The 17,741-nt window shown below is 62.3% G+C and carries 11 protein-coding genes and 1 pseudogene; 11 read left to right on the forward strand and 1 reads right to left on the reverse strand.

Going from position 1 to position 17,741, the window contains the following annotated elements; all coding sequences use genetic code 11:
- Positions 1-57 precede the first annotated feature (57 nt).
- The 3 genes from nusG (at position 58) to rplA (ending at position 1,823) form a co-directional block, all read left to right on the forward strand.
- Positions 58-591: a transcription termination/antitermination protein NusG gene (gene nusG / locus NO357_RS15045; protein WP_306736516.1), complete on the forward strand. Its 534-nt coding sequence runs from the start codon at positions 58-60 to the stop codon at positions 589-591.
- Positions 592-697: 106 nt separating this feature from the next.
- Positions 698-1,123, forward strand: coding sequence for a 50S ribosomal protein L11 (gene rplK, locus NO357_RS15050; protein WP_306736517.1), 426 nt, complete (start codon positions 698-700; stop codon positions 1,121-1,123).
- Position 1,124: 1 nt separating this feature from the next.
- On the forward strand, positions 1,125-1,823 hold the full coding sequence (gene rplA / locus NO357_RS15055; RefSeq protein ID WP_306736518.1) for a 50S ribosomal protein L1: 699 nt from the start codon (positions 1,125-1,127) through the stop codon (positions 1,821-1,823).
- 337 nt (positions 1,824-2,160) lie between these two features.
- On the opposite strand, the pseudogene NO357_RS15060 reads toward rplA, so the two are convergent.
- Positions 2,161-2,898 (reverse strand): annotated as a pseudogene (locus NO357_RS15060) (Hint domain-containing protein).
- Positions 2,899-3,495: 597 nt separating this feature from the next.
- On the opposite strand from NO357_RS15060, the gene rplJ reads away from it, so the two are divergent.
- The 8 genes from rplJ to fusA all read left to right on the forward strand — a co-directional run bounded on the left by rplJ (position 3,496) and on the right by fusA (position 17,631).
- On the forward strand, positions 3,496-4,008 hold the full coding sequence (gene rplJ / locus NO357_RS15065) for a 50S ribosomal protein L10 (protein WP_306736519.1): 513 nt from the start codon (positions 3,496-3,498) through the stop codon (positions 4,006-4,008).
- Between the two features lie 72 nt (positions 4,009-4,080).
- Positions 4,081-4,461 carry a 50S ribosomal protein L7/L12 gene (gene rplL, locus NO357_RS15070; RefSeq protein ID WP_306736520.1) on the forward strand — a complete coding sequence of 127 codons (381 nt, stop codon included), beginning with the start codon at positions 4,081-4,083 and terminating at the stop codon, positions 4,459-4,461.
- A 255-nt stretch (positions 4,462-4,716) separates the two neighbouring features.
- Complete coding sequence (rpoB, locus tag NO357_RS15075) at positions 4,717-8,856, forward strand: DNA-directed RNA polymerase subunit beta (RefSeq protein WP_306736521.1); 4,140 nt, start codon at positions 4,717-4,719, stop codon at positions 8,854-8,856.
- Positions 8,857-8,911: 55 nt separating this feature from the next.
- Positions 8,912-13,159 (forward strand): DNA-directed RNA polymerase subunit beta', encoded by a 4,248-nt coding sequence (rpoC, locus tag NO357_RS15080; RefSeq protein WP_306736522.1) that lies wholly within the window; start codon positions 8,912-8,914, stop codon positions 13,157-13,159.
- Between the two features lie 111 nt (positions 13,160-13,270).
- Complete coding sequence (locus NO357_RS15085) at positions 13,271-14,152, forward strand: DMT family transporter (RefSeq protein WP_306736523.1); 882 nt, start codon at positions 13,271-13,273, stop codon at positions 14,150-14,152.
- Between the two features lie 479 nt (positions 14,153-14,631).
- Positions 14,632-15,003, forward strand: a complete 372-nt coding sequence (gene rpsL / locus NO357_RS15090) for a 30S ribosomal protein S12 (RefSeq protein WP_024809820.1) — start codon at positions 14,632-14,634, stop codon at positions 15,001-15,003.
- 12 nt (positions 15,004-15,015) lie between these two features.
- The gene (gene rpsG, locus NO357_RS15095; RefSeq protein ID WP_306736524.1) at positions 15,016-15,486 is read left to right on the forward strand and encodes a 30S ribosomal protein S7; all 471 of its coding nucleotides are present in this window, start codon (positions 15,016-15,018) and stop codon (positions 15,484-15,486) included.
- Between the two features lie 21 nt (positions 15,487-15,507).
- Positions 15,508-17,631, forward strand: coding sequence for an elongation factor G (gene fusA, locus NO357_RS15100; RefSeq protein WP_306736525.1), 2,124 nt, complete (start codon positions 15,508-15,510; stop codon positions 17,629-17,631).
- The last annotated feature ends 110 nt before the right edge of the window (positions 17,632-17,741 follow it).

Here is a 17,741-nt window from a genome sequence, read left to right on the forward strand (position 1 = left end):
TTGCAGAAACGGAATAATCCGGTGTCTTGGGCGCCGGCAGACAGGATCGAAGCACAGATGGCGAAACGGTGGTACTCGGTGAGCGTGCTCTCGAATTTCGAGAAAAAGATCGCTGAGCAGATCAGGCAGCTTGTGGGCGAGCAGGGCCTCGAGGACCAGATCGACGAGGTTCTGGTGCCCACCGAAGAGGTGATCGAGGTGCGCCGCGGCAAGAAGGTCACGACCGAGCGCCGCTTCATGCCGGGTTACGTGCTGGTGCATATGGAGATGTCCGACAAGGGCTATCACCTGATCAACGGCATCAACCGGGTGACCGGCTTCCTGGGGCCGCAGGGCCGTCCGATGCCGATGCGCGACGCCGAGGTCGAGGCGATCCTCGGCCGCGTCGCCGAGGGCGAAGAAGCGCCGAAGCTGATGATCCACTTCGAAGTGGGTGAGAAGGTCAAGGTCAACGACGGGCCGTTCGAGGATTTCGACGGCATGGTCGAGGAAGTCGACGACGACAACCAGCGCCTGAAGGTGACGGTGTCGATCTTCGGCCGGGAGACCCCGGTCGAGTTGGAATTCACGCAGGTCACCAAGCAGACCTGACGTGTGACAGACGTGGGAGGCGAGGGGGCCGCGGCCCCTGGACCGGACCACGGCAACGAAAACCCGAGGGGCGCGCCCCGACGGTGTTGGAAAAGGAGAAAGGCCAATGGCCAAGAAACTAGCCGGGACCATGAAGCTGCAGGTCCCAGCCGGGCAAGCGAACCCGTCTCCGCCGGTCGGTCCGGCGCTGGGTCAGCGCGGTATCAACATCATGGAATTCTGCAAGGCGTTCAACGCCAAGACGGCAGACATGGAACCGGGCGCGCCGTGCCCGACCGTGATTACCTATTATCAGGACAAGTCCTTCTCGATGGACATCAAGACGCCGCCGGCGTCGTATTACCTGCGCAAGGCCGCCAATCTGAAGTCGGGCGCTAACAACCCCGGCCGCGAGACCGTGGGCAGCGTCACCACCAAACAGGTGCGCGAGATTGCCGAGGCCAAGATGAAGGACCTCAACGCCAACGATATCGAGGCGGCAATGCTGATCATCGTGGGCAGCGCCCGCTCCATGGGCATCGAGGTGAAGTAACATGGCAAAGCTTGGAAAACGTACCCGCGCCGCTCGCGAAGCCGTTGCTGGCAAATCGAACATTTCCGTGGAAGAGGCGGTCAGCCTGGTCAAGGCCAATGCCAATGCCAAGTTCGATGAAACCGTCGAAATCGCCGTCTGCCTGGGTGTCGACCCGCGTCATGCCGACCAGATGGTCCGTGGTGTCGTCGGCCTGCCCAACGGCACTGGCAAGGACGTGCGTGTCGCTGTCTTTGCCCGTGGCCCGAAGGCCGACGAGGCCAAGGAAGCCGGAGCTGATATCGTCGGCGCCGAAGACCTGATGGAGACCATCCAGGGCGGCAAGATCGAGTTCGACCGCTGCATCGCCACCCCTGACATGATGCCGGTCGTTGGCCGTCTGGGCAAAGTGCTGGGTCCGCGCAACCTGATGCCGAACCCCAAGGTCGGCACGGTGACGATGGACGTGGCCGAGGCGGTGAAAGCGGCCAAGGGCGGCGAAGTGCAGTTCAAGGTCGAGAAAGCCGGCGTGGTGCATGCCGGCGTCGGCAAGGCGTCGTTCGACGAAGCCAAGCTGGTCGAGAACGTCCGCGCTTTCGTGGACGCCGTTGCCCGCGCCAAACCGGCCGGGGCCAAGGGCGCCTATATGAAGAAGATCGCGTTGAGCTCGACCATGGGCCCGGGCGTGACGATCGACGTCGACAATGCCGCCGGTCACTGACCCCGCGCAGAAACCATCCGGAAGGGCGCCCTGCGGGGCGCCTTTTTCGTTCGCGCTTTCCGGTCCGGACCGCGTGCGGGCCGGTTTGGCGGAGGTTGGCCCGAGGCCGGGGCGCCCAGTGTCAGGCGGACCGCACCAGAGCCAGCTGCGGAAGCTGGCCCAGGCCGGCCCTGGCTAGGCGGGCTGAGGTCCAGACCGGCGCCGACAACGCGCCGGTGCGGCGCAGCTGTCCGGGGTTCAGGAATGGCCGGGCCGGAGCATAACCGCCGCCGACGGTCCCGCTGACGGGGCAGCGCAACGGGTGCAGAATATCGAGCCGGTGTTTCGGAGTGAGGTTTTACATCGCAACCGCGCCGGGAAAGAAGCTTTCGGTCGGGGCGCCTTCGGCAAAGACGATCTGGTGCCGTTCAAAAATCAGGCGAATGTAGATCGCCCGCCGCCGACCGTGCATCGGGCGAATGCCGGGCAGGCCGGTGAAGGCCTTGGCCGGGGCCAGCGCGCCGGGGCCGTGGCCGGCATCGGGCACCAGCAGGCGGTGCTATGGCGAGACGATCAGCGCGCGATGCGGCAGGCCTGCGCCCAGCGCGCCGGGAGCGAACCGGATCGGTTCTTCCGGGTTGCTGTCCCGGGTCCAGAGATCGTCGGTGCGCCAGACCCAGTGCACCGGCTGCGCGCCGTGATCCGCGGTGACGATCCGGTCACCCGGCGTGATGGTGGAAACCGGCCGCTCGCCGCCCGGTGTCAGCAGGCGGGTGCGGACTTCGGAACACAGGAAATCGGAGCTTTGCCGGTCGGCGATCAGATTGACCTGGGTACCGGCGGCGACCGAATCGAACGTGATGCTTTCGATCGGGGCGGCGGTCACGGCGTAATAATCGCTGTTGGCGCTCAGCTCTGGCGCCAGGTAGAGGTTTCCGTTGGACTCCTGAAACACCACGGCGGTGATGGTCGCGTCCAGCGTGCCGTCGGTACAGGTGATCGTCGCGTTGTAGAGGCCGAGCGAGTCGCAGGTCTGTGGCGGGTCGCCGTCGATGCTGAACGTGTCGCTGGCAACACTGTTGTTCGCGTCGTGCATGGTCGGATCGTCGTCGGAATAGCCGACGGGACTGAACGTGTGCTGGGCGTTGAAGGCCAGCGGCGATTCAGCGGATCCGAATGTGAGGCCGACCAGCGCGCCGGCGTTTTCGCTGGAGTCGTTGCCCTCTGACGGGTCGATATCCGGGCCGGTGCCGAGATAGAGAATTTCGAAGGAGGTGGCCAAAACGGGGTCCTCGCGGCGGGTGTCGCGGGGTGCCTGGCGGCAACTGCCGGCGCAGTATCGCCGGGAACCGTCAATATGCCGTAGACCCGCGACCGCGGTCCCGCGGTTCGCAGGGCAGGGCGAAAATCGCGCTCCCCCCCTTGCCCCGGCCGCCGTTTCGCTCTAAACGACGCCTCGTCAGGTCGCCCGAGTCGCTCGTGGCGGCCTGTCGATTCGTCCGAGACGGTGGGTGGAGTAATCCATAAATCCTGCCTGAGACGGGTAAAGACCAGATTTCTCAGGACTGCTTCGAAGGCTGTCCCGGAGTGAGTTGGAACGGACCCGTAAGGACCCGATTGCCGGGCCTTTGCAAGACCTGGTGAAAGCAAGAGCCGGGGGGTCCCAAGAGCCTCCCATAACTGGAGTGAAACTGTGGATAGAGCCCAGAAAGAGAAAGTGGTCGAGGAACTCGGCCAGATCTTCGAAAGCTCTGGCGTCGTTGTGGTTGCCCACTACGCCGGTCTGACAGTTGCTGAGATGCAGGATCTGCGTTCTCGTGCCCGTGGGGCCGAGGCGTCGGTTCGTGTCGCCAAGAACAGGCTCGCCAAGATCGCCCTTGAGGGCAAGCCCTGCGCAAGCGTGGCAGAATACCTCAATGGCATGACCGTTCTGACCTATTCCGAGGACCCCGTGGCAGCAGCCAAGGTGGCCGAGGACTTCGCCAAGGAGAACAAGAAGTTCGAAATCCTTGGCGGGGCGATGGGTGAGAACGCGCTCGACCGTGCCGGCGTGGAAGCCGTGTCGAAAATGCCCTCGCGCGATGAACTCATCGCCACCATCGCGGGTATGCTCGGCGCACCGGCCTCCAACATCGCGGGCGCAATTGGCGCACCTGCTTCGAATATCGCTTCCATCCTTTCGACTATCGAAGAGAAGGCGGCGTAAGCACCTGAATGATCGGCGCAGGGGCGAATGCCCGGCGTTGGAACACAAACTTGAAAACGGAAAGCAAGTAACATGGCTGATCTGAAAAAAATGGCGGAAGAGATCGTGGGTCTGACCCTTCTCGAAGCACAAGAACTGAAAACCATCCTCAAAGACGAGTACGGCATCGAGCCCGCCGCCGGCGGTGCTGTGATGATGGCCGGCCCCGCAGGCGATGCCGGTGGTGCCGCTGAAGAGGAAAAAGACGAATTCGACGTGATCCTGGTTTCGGCCGGCGCGTCGAAAATCAACGTCATCAAGGAAGTCCGCGGCATCACCGGCCTCGGCCTCAAGGAAGCCAAAGAGCTGGTCGAAGCCGGTGGCAAAGCCGTCAAGGAAGGCGTTGCCAAGGCCGAAGCCGAAGAACTCAAAGCCAAGCTGGAAGCAGCTGGCGCCGAAGTCGAGCTCAAGTAATCGGCTTTACCGGGGTTGATCCCCGGGACTTTCAAGGCTGGATCCGGCAAAATCCGGGTCCAGCCGAACCTGTCTTAGCAAGGGCCCCTTGTTCGAAACGTGAAAAAGGGGCGTTTTCTAAGGCTCGGTTCAGAGATCGGGAGGCCGCTTTGGGCGGCGGCCAGGAATGGATCCTGAACGGGCTGTCTCGTATGGGCGAGGTGCCGGGCCCCGACGGCAGCTTCGACCGGTGAGAAACGAAAGGTGACATCGACCATGGCTCAATCCTTCCTTGGCCAGAAACGTTTGCGTAAATATTATGGCAAGATCCGCGAAGTGCTGGAGATGCCGAACCTGATCGAGGTGCAGAAAAGCAGCTACGATCTGTTCCTGAATTCCGGTGATCAAGAGATCCCGCAGGATGGCGAGGGCATCAAGGGCGTCTTCCAGTCGGTTTTCCCGATCAAGGACTTCCATGAAACCAGCGTGTTGGAATTCGTCGATTACGAGCTGGAAGAGCCGAAATACGACGTCGAGGAATGCCAGCAGCGCGACATGACCTATTCGGCGCCGCTGAAGGTCAAGCTGCGGCTGATCGTGTTCGATGTGGACGAGGATACCGGCGCCAAATCGGTCAAGGACATCAAGGAGCAGGACGTGTTCATGGGCGACATGCCCCTGATGACGCCGAACGGCACCTTCATCGTCAACGGCACCGAGCGCGTGATCGTGTCCCAGATGCACCGCTCGCCCGGTGTGTTCTTCGATCATGACAAGGGCAAGACCCATGCCTCGGGCAAGCTGCTGTTCGCCTGCCGTATCATCCCCTATCGTGGCTCGTGGCTGGATTTCGAATTCGACGCCAAGGACATCGTCTTTGCCCGTATCGACCGTCGCCGCAAGCTGCCGGTGACGACGCTGCTTTACGCGCTGGGGCTCGACCAGGAAGGCATCATGGATGCCTATTACGAGACGGTCACCTACAAGCTGCGCAAGAAAGACAACGGCTGGATCACCAAGTTCTTCCCCGAGCGGGTGCGGGGCACCCGGCCGGCGTTTGACCTGGTCGATGCCAAGACCGGACAAGTCATCGGCGAAGCCGGCAAGAAGGTGACGCCGCGGGCGGTGAAGAAGATCATCGACGAGGGCAAGATCACTGACCTGCTGGTGCCGTTCGAGCAGATCGTCGGCAAGTTCGCCGCGAAAGACATCATCAACGAGGAAACCGGTGCGATTTACGTCGAGGCCGGCGATGAACTGACGCTTGAGCATGACAAGGATGGCAACATCACCGGCGGATCGCTGCAGGACCTGCTGGATGCGGGTGTTACCGAGATCCCGGTGCTCGACATCGATAACGTCAATGTCGGCCCCTACATGCGCAACACCATGGCGCAGGACAAGAATATTAACCGCGACACTGCGCTCATGGACATCTATCGCGTCATGCGCCCGGGCGAGCCGCCCACCGTCGAGGCCGCCTCGGCGCTGTTTGACACGCTGTTCTTCGACAGCGAGCGCTATGACCTGTCGGCCGTGGGCCGGGTGAAGATGAACATGCGCCTCGCGCTCGACAAGCCCGACACCCAGCGGACGCTCGACCGCGAGGACATCGTGGCCTGCATCAAGGCGCTGGTCGAGTTGCGCGACGGCAAGGGTGATATCGACGATATCGACCACCTCGGCAACCGCCGGGTGCGCTCGGTCGGCGAACTGATGGAGAACCAGTATCGCGTTGGCCTGCTGCGGATGGAGCGGGCGATCAAGGAGCGGATGAGCTCGGTCGAGATCGACACGGTGATGCCGCAGGACCTGATTAACGCCAAACCGGCCGCGGCCGCGGTGCGCGAATTCTTCGGCTCATCGCAGCTTTCCCAGTTCATGGACCAGACCAACCCGCTCAGCGAGGTCACTCACAAACGCCGCCTGTCGGCGCTTGGGCCGGGCGGCCTGACCCGCGAGCGCGCCGGTTTCGAGGTCCGCGACGTGCACCCGACCCACTATGGCCGGATGTGCCCAATCGAGACGCCGGAGGGCCCGAACATCGGCCTGATCAACTCGCTGGCCACTTTCGCCCGCGTCAACAAATACGGCTTCATCGAAACGCCTTATCGCAAGGTGGTGGATGCCAAGGTGACCGACGAGGTGTCCTACATGTCGGCCACCGAAGAGATGCGCCACGTGGTGGCGCAGGCCAACGCCCATCTCGACAAGGACGGCAAGTTCGAAAACGATCTGGTGTCAACCCGTCAGTCGGGCGAATACACCCTGGCGCCGCGCGAAAACGTCGATCTGATCGACGTGTCGCCGAAGCAGCTGGTGTCGGTTGCGGCCTCGCTGATTCCGTTCCTGGAAAACGATGACGCCAACCGCGCCCTGATGGGCTCGAACATGCAACGCCAGGCAGTGCCGCTGTTGCAGGCCGAAGCGCCGCTGGTGGGCACCGGTATCGAGGAAATCGTCGCCCGTGACAGCGGTGCCTCGATCATGGCGAAACGTGCCGGGGTCATCGACCAGGTCGATGCGTCGCGTATCGTTGTGCGCGCCACTGAAGATCTTGAACTTGGCGATGCCGGCGTGGACATCTATCGTCTGCGCAAGTTCCAGCGTTCCAACCAGAACACGACGATCAACCAGAAACCGCTTGTCAAAGTGGGCGACACGGTGGTCAAGGGCGAGGTTATCGCCGATGGCCCGTCGACCGATCTGGGCGAGCTGGCACTGGGCAAGAACGTGGTCGTCGCCTTCATGCCGTGGAACGGCTACAACTACGAGGACTCGATCCTGATCTCCGAGCGCATTGCGCGGGATGACGTTTTCACCTCGATCCATATCGAGGAGTTCGAGGTCGCCGCCCGTGATACCAAGCTGGGGCCGGAAGAGATCACCCGTGACATCCCGAATGTCGGCGAAGAAGCGCTGCGCAACCTTGACGAGGCGGGCATCGTCTATATCGGCGCAGACGTCGAGCCGGGCGACATTCTGGTGGGCAAGATCACCCCCAAGGGCGAAAGCCCGATGACGCCGGAAGAAAAGCTTCTGCGCGCCATCTTTGGTGAGAAAGCCAGCGACGTGCGCGACACCTCGCTGCGCGTCAAGCCGGGCGATTTCGGCACCGTGGTCGAGGTGCGTGTCTTCAACCGCCACGGCGTTGAAAAGGACGAGCGCGCCTTGCAGATCGAGCGCGAGGAAGTCGAACGTCTGGCCCGTGACCGCGACGACGAGCTGGCGATCCTCGACCGCAACATCTATGCCCGTCTGAAATCGCTGATCCTGGGCAAGGTGGCGGTCAAGGGGCCGAAAGGCGTCAAGGCGAACTCGGAAATCACCGAGGATCTGCTGGAAACCCTGACCCGCGGCCAGTGGTGGCAGCTGGCGCTGAAAGATGAGAAGGATGCCCAGATCGTCGAAGCGCTGCACGAGCAGTACGAGGTGCAGAAGCGCACGCTCGATGCCCGTTTCGAGGACAAGGTCGAGAAGGTTCGCCGCGGCGACGACCTGCCGCCGGGCGTGATGAAGATGGTCAAGGTCTTCGTCGCGGTGAAGCGCAAGCTGCAGCCGGGTGACAAGATGGCCGGGCGCCACGGCAACAAGGGCGTGGTGTCGAAGGTGGTGCCGATGGAGGACATGCCGTTCCTCGAAGACGGCACCCCGGTCGATATCTGCCTCAACCCGCTGGGCGTGCCCAGCCGGATGAACGTGGGTCAGATCTTGGAGACCCACATGGGCTGGGCCGCGCGCGGCATGGGTGTGAAGATCGACGATGCGCTGGGTGACTACCGCCGCACCGGCGATCTGACCCCGGTACGCGAAGCGATGAAACATGCCTATGGCGAGGACGTCTATGAGGAAGGCATCGCAGGTATGAACGAAGGCGGGCTGGTCGAAGCGGCCGAGAACGTCACCCGCGGCGTGCCGATTGCGACGCCGGTGTTCGACGGCGCCAAGGAGGCGGACGTCAACGACGCGCTGACCCGCGCCGGGTTCGACACCTCGGGCCAGTCGATCCTGTTCGACGGCCGTTCCGGCGAGCAGTTTGCGCGCCCCGTCACCGTGGGCGTGAAATACCTGCTCAAGCTGCACCACCTGGTCGACGACAAGATCCACGCGCGCTCGACCGGGCCGTACTCGCTCGTCACCCAGCAGCCGCTGGGCGGCAAGGCGCAGTTCGGCGGCCAGCGCTTCGGGGAAATGGAAGTCTGGGCGCTGGAAGCCTATGGCGCGGCCTATACCCTGCAGGAAATGCTGACGGTGAAGTCCGACGACGTGGCGGGCCGGACCAAGGTCTACGAGTCGATCGTCAAGGGCGAGGACAATTTCGAAGCCGGCGTACCGGAATCGTTCAACGTGCTCGTCAAAGAAGTCCGCGGTCTCGGCCTGAACATGGAACTCCTGGATGTGGAGGATGAGGAGTAGGGGCGAAAGCCCTTACCCCTACCCAACGCTTCCACACCAATTTGAGGACATCAAAATGAACCAGGAACTGATCAACAACCCGTTCAACCCGCTGGCCCCGCAGAAGATCTTTGACGAGATCCGCGTCAGCTTGGCGAGCCCGGAACGGATCCTGAGCTGGTCGTACGGCGAGATCAAGAAGCCGGAAACCATCAACTACCGGACCTTCAAGCCCGAGCGTGACGGCCTCTTTTGTGCCCGCATCTTCGGGCCGATCAAAGACTATGAATGCCTGTGCGGCAAATACAAGCGCATGAAGTATCGCGGCGTCGTCTGCGAGAAATGCGGTGTCGAAGTCACGCTGCAGAAGGTCCGCCGCGAGCGCATGGGCCATATCGAACTGGCGGCGCCGGTGGCGCATATCTGGTTCCTCAAGTCGCTGCCTTCGCGCATTGGCCTGATGCTTGACATGACGCTGCGCGATCTCGAACGCGTGCTCTACTTCGAAAACTACGTGGTGATCGAACCGGGGCTCACCGACCTTTCCTATGGTCAGATGCTGACCGAGGAAGAGTTCATGGACGCCCAGGACCACTACGGCATGGACGCGTTCACGGCCAATATCGGCGCCGAGGCGATCCGCGAGATGCTGAGCCAGATCGACCTGGAGACCGAGGCCGAGCGCCTGCGCGAAGAGCTGAAGGAAGCCACCGGCGAACTGAAGCCCAAGAAGATCATCAAGCGGCTGAAAGTGGTCGAGTCGTTCATCGAGAGCGGCAACCGCCCGGAATGGATGGTGCTGACGGTGATCCCGGTGATCCCGCCCGAGTTGCGACCGCTGGTGCCGCTCGATGGCGGCCGGTTCGCGACCTCGGACCTGAATGACCTGTATCGCCGGGTGATCAACCGCAACAACCGTTTGAAGCGGCTGATCGAACTGCGCGCACCCGACATCATCGTGCGCAACGAAAAGCGGATGCTGCAGGAATCGGTCGATGCGCTGTTCGACAACGGCCGCCGCGGCCGGGTCATCACCGGTGCCAACAAGCGCCCGCTGAAATCGCTTTCGGACATGCTCAAGGGCAAGCAGGGCCGCTTCCGCCAGAACCTTCTGGGCAAGCGGGTCGACTTCTCGGGCCGTTCTGTCATCGTGACCGGGCCGGAACTCAAGCTGCACCAGTGCGGGTTGCCCAAGAAAATGGCGCTCGAGCTGTTCAAGCCGTTCATCTATTCGCGGCTCGAGGCCAAGGGACTGTCGAGCACCGTGAAACAGGCCAAGAAATTGGTCGAGAAGGAACGCCCCGAGGTCTGGGATATCCTTGACGAGGTGATCCGCGAACATCCCGTGCTGCTGAACCGCGCCCCGACATTGCACCGCCTTGGTATCCAGGCGTTCGAACCGGTGCTGATCGAGGGCAAGGCGATCCAGCTTCATCCGCTGGTGTGCTCGGCGTTCAATGCCGACTTCGACGGTGACCAGATGGCCGTTCACGTGCCGCTGTCGCTGGAAGCCCAGCTGGAAGCCCGCGTGCTGATGATGTCGACCAACAACGTGCTGTCGCCCGCCAACGGCGCGCCGATCATCGTGCCGTCGCAGGACATGATCCTCGGCCTCTATTACACGACCATCGAGCGCGAAGGCATGAAGGGCGAGGGCATGGTGTTCTCGTCCATCGAAGAGGTGCAATACGCGCTCGATACCGGTGCGGTCCACCTGCACGCCAAGATCACTGCGCGGGTACCTCAGGTCGATCCGGAAACTGGCGAAACCGTGATGCAGCGGTTTGAAACAACCCCGGGCCGGGTGCGCCTCGGCGCGCTTCTTCCGACGAACACCAAGGCGCCGTTCGAACTGGTCAACCGGCTGCTGCGCAAGAAAGAGGTGCAGCAGGTCATCGACACCGTCTACCGCTATTGCGGCCAGAAGGAATCGGTTATCTTCTGCGACCAGATCATGTCGATGGGCTTCAAGGAAGCCTTCCGCGCCGGCATCAGCTTTGGCAAGGACGACATGGTGATCCCCGACAACAAGTGGGCGATCGTCGACGAGACCCGCGACCAGGTCAAGGATTTCGAACAGCAGTACATGGACGGCCTGATCACCCAGGGTGAAAAGTACAACAAGGTCGTCGATGCCTGGTCGAAGTGCAACGACAAGGTCACTGACGCGATGATGGGCACCATCTCGGCCGATGTGAAGAACGAGGCCGGCCAGGTCATGGAACCGAACTCGGTCTACATGATGGCCCATTCCGGTGCCCGGGGCTCGGTCACGCAGATGAAACAGCTGGGCGGGATGCGCGGCCTGATGGCCAAGCCCAACGGCGACATCATCGAGACTCCGATCATCTCGAACTTCAAGGAAGGCCTGACCGTGCTCGAGTATTTCAACTCGACTCACGGCGCGCGCAAAGGTCTGTCGGATACGGCACTGAAGACGGCAAACTCGGGCTATCTGACCCGTCGCCTGGTCGACGTGGCGCAGGACTGCATCGTGCGCGAGAACGATTGCGGCACCGAGAAAGCGATCACCGCCGAGGCGGCGGTGAACGACGGTGAAGTCGTGGCCTCGCTGGCCGAGCGGATCCTGGGTCGGGTCGCGGCCGAGGACATCATGGCGCCTGGTAGCGGCGAGATCGTCGTCGCCCGGGGCGCCTTGATCGACGAGCGCATGGCCGACGCGATCGAGGAGGCCGGCGTGTTGTCGGCCCGTATCCGCAGCCCGCTGACCTGCGAAGCCGAAGATGGTGTCTGTGCGATGTGCTATGGTCGCGATCTGGCGCGCGGCACGAAGGTGAACACCGGCGAAGCCGTCGGCATCATTGCGGCGCAGTCGATCGGCGAGCCGGGCACTCAGCTGACGATGCGGACCTTCCACATCGGCGGCGTGGCGCAGGGCGGCCAGCAATCGTTCCTCGAAGCCAGCCAGGAAGGCAAGGTCGTGTTCGAAAATGCCCAGCTGCTGAAAAACGCCGCCGGCGAACAGCTGGTGGTGGGCCGCAATATGAAGCTGATCATCCAGGACGACGAGGGCGGTGAGCGTGCCAGCCACAAGCTGGGATACGGTTCCAAGCTGTTCGTCAAGGAGGGCGGCAAGGTGGCGCGCGGAGACAAGCTCTTCGAGTGGGACCCGTACACGCTGCCGATTATCGCCGAGAAGGACGGCACGGCCAAGTTCGTCGACCTGGTGTCCGGCATTGCGGTGCGCGACGAGACCGACGAGGCCACCGGCATGACCCAGAAGATCGTGATCGACTGGCGGGCCGCGCCGAAAGGCAACGAGCTCAAACCCGAGATCATCCTGGTGGGCGAAGATGGCGAACCGGTCCGTAACGAGGCCGGCAACCCGGTGACCTACCCGATGTCGGTGGACGCGATCCTGTCGGTCGAAGACGGCCAGGAGATCAAGGCTGGCGACGTTGTCGCACGGATCCCGCGCGAAGGTGCCAAAACCAAGGACATCACCGGCGGTCTGCCGCGGGTGGCGGAACTGTTCGAGGCGCGCCGTCCGAAAGATCACGCCATCATCGCCGAGATCGACGGTTACGTCCGTTATGGGCGCGACTACAAGAACAAGCGCCGCATCTCGATCGAGCCGTCGGACGAGTCGATGGAGCCCGTCGAATACATGGTGCCGAAGGGCAAGCACATTCCGGTGATGGAAGGCGATTTTGTCCAGAAGGGCGACTACATCATGGACGGCAATCCTGCGCCGCACGACATCCTCTCCATCATGGGGGTCGAGGCGCTGGCCGATTACATGATCGACGAGGTCCAGGACGTGTATCGTCTGCAGGGCGTGAAGATCAACGACAAGCATATCGAAGTGATCGTCCGCCAGATGCTGCAGAAGTGGGAAATCCTCGACAGCGGGGACACCACGCTTCTGAAAGGCGAGCATGTCGACAAGGCCGAGTTCGACCTGGCCAACGAGAAGGCCGAGTCCAAGGGCGGACGCCCGGCATCGGGCGAGCCGATCCTTCTTGGCATCACCAAGGCGTCGCTGCAGACCCGGTCGTTCATCTCGGCGGCTTCGTTCCAGGAGACCACGCGGGTGCTCACCGAGGCTTCGGTGCAGGGCAAGCGCGACAAGCTGGTGGGCCTCAAGGAGAACGTCATCGTTGGTCGCCTGATCCCGGCGGGCACCGGTGGTGCGACCCAGAAGGTTCGTCACATCGCGCAGCAGCGGGACAACGTGGTGATCGAAGCCCGCCGTGAAGAGGCCGAAGCGGCCGCCGCGCTGGCGGCGCCGGTCATCGACGATGTGGTCGGCGGCGACGAGTTCGACGCGTTTGTCGAGACGCCGGAGAGCCGCGAGGAATAATCCTTCGGCTGACAGGTAAGCAACCGAATGGCCCCCGCCGGCAACGGCGGGGGCTTTTCTTTGTCCAAGTTCCGGTGTTTGGTCCGGCGTAGCAGTAAAGGGGGGGCAGGCATGGACGCGAGCGGCAATTTCAAGGGCGCGGGCTTGATGGTGGTCTCGATGGCCGCCTTCACCTTCAACGACGTCTGTATAAAGTCGCTGGCGGGCGAAGTGCCCCTGATGCAGGCGATATTCCTGCGCGGGGTGCTGACCAGTTTGCTGATCTTTGTCGTCGCCCGCCGCATGGGGGCGATCCGGCTGGATTTTCCGCTTCGTGACTGGGGACTGATCGCGCTGCGCTCGGCGGCCGAGATCGGCGCGACCTTCTGTTTTCTCACCGCGCTTTTCAACATGCCCATTGCCAATGTCACCGCGATTCTCCAGGCGCTGCCGCTGACGGTGGCGCTGGCTGCTGCGCTTGTCTTCAGCGAGCCTCTGGGCTGGCGGCGGATCCTCGCGATTGCCATCGGGTTATTCGGGGTGCTCTTGATCGTGCGACCCGGGGCTGAAGGCTTCAGCGTCTATTCGCTCTATGCGCTTGCCGCAGTCGGTTTCGTCACGGTGAGAGATCTTTCCGTGCGGCGCTTGTCGCCGGCGGTGCCGTCGATTTCGGTGGCGCTGATCACCGCGGTGGTGATTGCCAGCGCCGGCGGGCTCGCCTCGCTTTCCCAGGGTTGGGTGTCGTTGGTCCCGTGGCACGGGTTGATGCTGGCGATGGCAGCGTTCTTTATCCTCGGCGGTTATCTTGCCTCGGTCATGGTGATGCGGGTGGGCGAGATCAGTTTTGTCGCGCCGTTCCGCTATACCGGGCTGATCTGGGCGCTGCTGCTCGGCTACCTGATCTTCGGCGACTGGCCAAAGCCGGTGACTCTGCTGGGCGCGAGCATCGTGGTCACAACAGGCCTGTTCACGCTTTACCGCGAGGCTCAACTGCGCCGGAAAGGGCGGATCTGACCGGGGAGTCGCCACGGCCCGGGAAAATCGCATGCCGGGTTATTTCGCATGGCCGAAACCAGTCCCGCGTCAACGAGACCTTGGGTGCGCGCAGAAGACCAAGTTGATCCCTTTCCCGTGCCCGAGCCCCTGCGTAAGCGGTTCTGGCTCGAACTCGAGGCGCTGGATGCAGTCTGAACGACGTTGCTTGAGATAGAAAGCTGAAAACCGCCGAAAGCCTCGTGTTGACAACCCATCCGACTCCCCCTATACGCCCTGCATCCGGTGAGGGGGCAGCCTCGAAGCCGATATCAGAACTGTAGTGGACAAGATCCGGCCTAATGCTGGCCCGATCCTCTGGAAACCCACCGCGTCGTTCACCTCGGAATGGGAACGATTGCGGTTTTTGCGTGTTGTGGACGCACGATGCGCCGGAGATTTAGGAACCTGCATGGGGACACCCATGCGACACATGTGTTGAGAAACGGGGAAAGAACCCAATGCCGACGATCCAGCAGCTGATCCGCAAGCCGCGGCAGCCCAAAGTGAAACGCTCCAAGTCCCTCCACCTCGAGGGCAACCCGCAAAAACGCGGCGTGTGCACCCGCGTCTACACCACGACGCCGAAGAAGCCGAACTCGGCCATGCGGAAGGTGGCCAAGGTGCGCCTGACCAACGGCTTTGAGGTGATCAGCTACATCCCCGGCGAAAGCCACAACCTTCAGGAACACTCGGTGGTTCTGATCCGTGGCGGCCGTGTCAAAGACCTTCCCGGCGTGCGTTACCACATCCTGCGCGGCGTGCTCGACACGCAAGGCGTGAAGGATCGGAAACAACGCCGCTCGAAATACGGCGCCAAGCGTCCGAAGTAAGAGGAATACGAAATGTCCCGTCGTCACGCCGCTGAAAAGCGCGAAGTTCTGCCTGACGCCAAGTATGGCGACAAGGTGCTGACCAAATTCATGAACAACCTCATGCTCGACGGCAAGAAGTCGGTCGCCGAGAAAATCGTCTATGGCGCGCTTGACCGCGTCGAAGACAAGATCAAGCGCGCACCGGTCGAGGTGTTCCACGAAGCGCTCGACAACATCAAGCCCAGCGTCGAGGTTCGTTCGCGCCGGGTCGGTGGCGCCACCTACCAGGTGCCCGTCGAGGTCCGCCCCGAGCGCCGCGAGGCGCTGGCGATCCGCTGGCTGATCAACGCCAGCCGCGCCCGCAACGAGAACACGATGGAAGAGCGTCTGGCCGGCGAGCTGATGGATGCGGTTCAATCCCGCGGCTCGGCCGTGAAGAAGCGCGAAGACACCCACAAGATGGCCGACGCCAACAAAGCGTTCAGCCACTACCGCTGGTAATCCAACCGAGGCAAGAGAAACATGGCACGCGAATATCAGCTCAACCGCTACCGCAACTTCGGCATCATGGCCCATATCGATGCAGGCAAGACCACCTGCTCGGAACGGATCCTGTATTACACCGGCAAATCCCACAACATCGGTGAGGTGCACGATGGTGCGGCCACGATGGACTGGATGGAGCAGGAGCAGGAGCGTGGCATCACCATCACCTCGGCCGCGACGACCACCTTCTGGCAGCGTCAGGAAGAGCCGACCGCCGAAGGCACGTCTGACACCAAGTACCGGATGAACATCATCGACACGCCGGGCCACGTCGATTTCACCATCGAAGTCGAGCGGTCGCTGGCGGTGCTTGACGGTGCCGTCGCGGTGCTCGATGCCAATGCCGGCGTCGAGCCGCAGACTGAAACGGTGTGGCGCCAGGCCGACCGCTACAAGGTGCCGCGCATCGTGTTCGTCAACAAGATGGACAAGATCGGCGCCGATTTCTTCAACTGCGTGCACATGATCGCCGATCGGACCGGCGCCATCCCGGCGCCCGTGCAGATCCCGATTGGCGCCGAGAACGAGCTGGAAGGCATCGTCGACCTGGTCACCATGCAGGAATGGGTCTGGGCCGGTGAAGACCTGGGCGCGACCTGGGAGCTGCGCGACATCCGCGCCGAGCTCAAGGACACCGCCGAGGAGTGGCGCAACAAGCTGATCGAAAACGCCGTCGAAATGGACGACGACGCGATGGAAGCTTACCTGGAAGGCGAAGAGCCGGATGCGGACACGCTGCGCAAGCTGATCCGCAAGGGCACGCTGTCGATGAGCTTCGTGCCGGTGCTGTGCGGCTCGGCCTTCAAGAACAAGGGCGTGCAGCCGCTTCTGAACGCGGTGATCGACTTCTTGCCGAGCCCGCTCGACGTGGTCGACTACATGGGCTTCAAACCCGGTGACGAAGAAGAAACCCGCAACATCGCCCGCCGCGCGGACGACAAGATGCCGTTCTCGGCGCTGGCGTTCAAGATCATGAACGACCCGTTTGTCGGTTCGCTGACCTTTACCCGTATCTATTCGGGCACGCTTAACAAGGGCGATCAGATCCTGAACTCGACCAAGGGCAAGGGCGAGCGCATCGGTCGGATGATGATGATGCACTCGAACAACCGCGAGGAAATCGAAGAGGCATTTGCCGGCGACATCATCGCGCTGGCGGGTCTGAAGGATACCACCACGGGGGATACGCTCTGTGCCAAGAACGATCCGGTGGTTCTGGAAACCATGACCTTCCCCGATCCGGTGATTGAAATCGCGGTCGAGCCCAAGACTAAGAACGACCAGGAGAAGATGTCTCAGGGTCTGCAGCGTCTGGCGGCAGAAGACCCGTCCTTCCGCGTCGAGACCGACATCGAGTCGGGCCAGACCATCATGAAGGGCATGGGCGAGTTGCACCTAGACATTCTGGTCGACCGCCTGAAACGCGAGTTCAAGGTCGAAGCCAATATCGGCGCTCCGCAGGTGGCTTACCGCGAGACCATCGGTCACGAGATCGAGCACACCTACACCCACAAGAAACAGTCGGGTGGGTCGGGCCAGTTCGCCGAAGTGAAGATGATCATCTCGCCGACCGAGCCGGGCGAAGGCTATTCGTTCGAAAGCCGCATTGTCGGCGGTGCGGTGCCTAAGGAATACGTTCCGGGCGTCGAAAAAGGTATCCAGTCGGTGATGGACTCGGGTCCGCTCGCAGGGTTCCCGGTGATCGACTTCAAGGTCGCGCTGATCGACGGCAAGTTCCACGACGTTGACTCCAGCGTTCTGGCCTTTGAAATCGCGGCGCGGATGTGCATGCGCGAAGGTCTTAAACGGGCCGGAGCCAAACTGCTGGAACCGATCATGAAGGTCGAAGTGATTACGCCGGAGGAGTATACCGGCGGCATCATCGGCGACCTGACCTCGCGTCGGGGCCAGGTGACGGGGCAGGAGCCGCGCGGCAACGCCGTGGCGATCAACGCCTTTGTGCCGCTGGCCAACATGTTCGGCTACATCAACAACCTGCGGTCGATGAGCTCGGGCCGTGCCCAGTTCACCATGCAGTTCGATCACTACGACCCGGTGCCGCAGAACATCAGCGACGAGATTCAGGCGAAATACGCCTAAGCAAACATGCGGAACGGGAGCGAATCCCGTTCTGCCTCAGATAACAGGAGGCCATCATGGCAAAGGAAAAGTTTGAACGCACGAAACCGCACGTGAACATCGGGACGGTG

This window comes from Marimonas arenosa (genome assembly GCF_030848945.1).
In the GTDB taxonomy this organism is placed as follows: Bacteria; Pseudomonadota; Alphaproteobacteria; order Rhodobacterales; family Rhodobacteraceae; genus Marimonas; species Marimonas arenosa.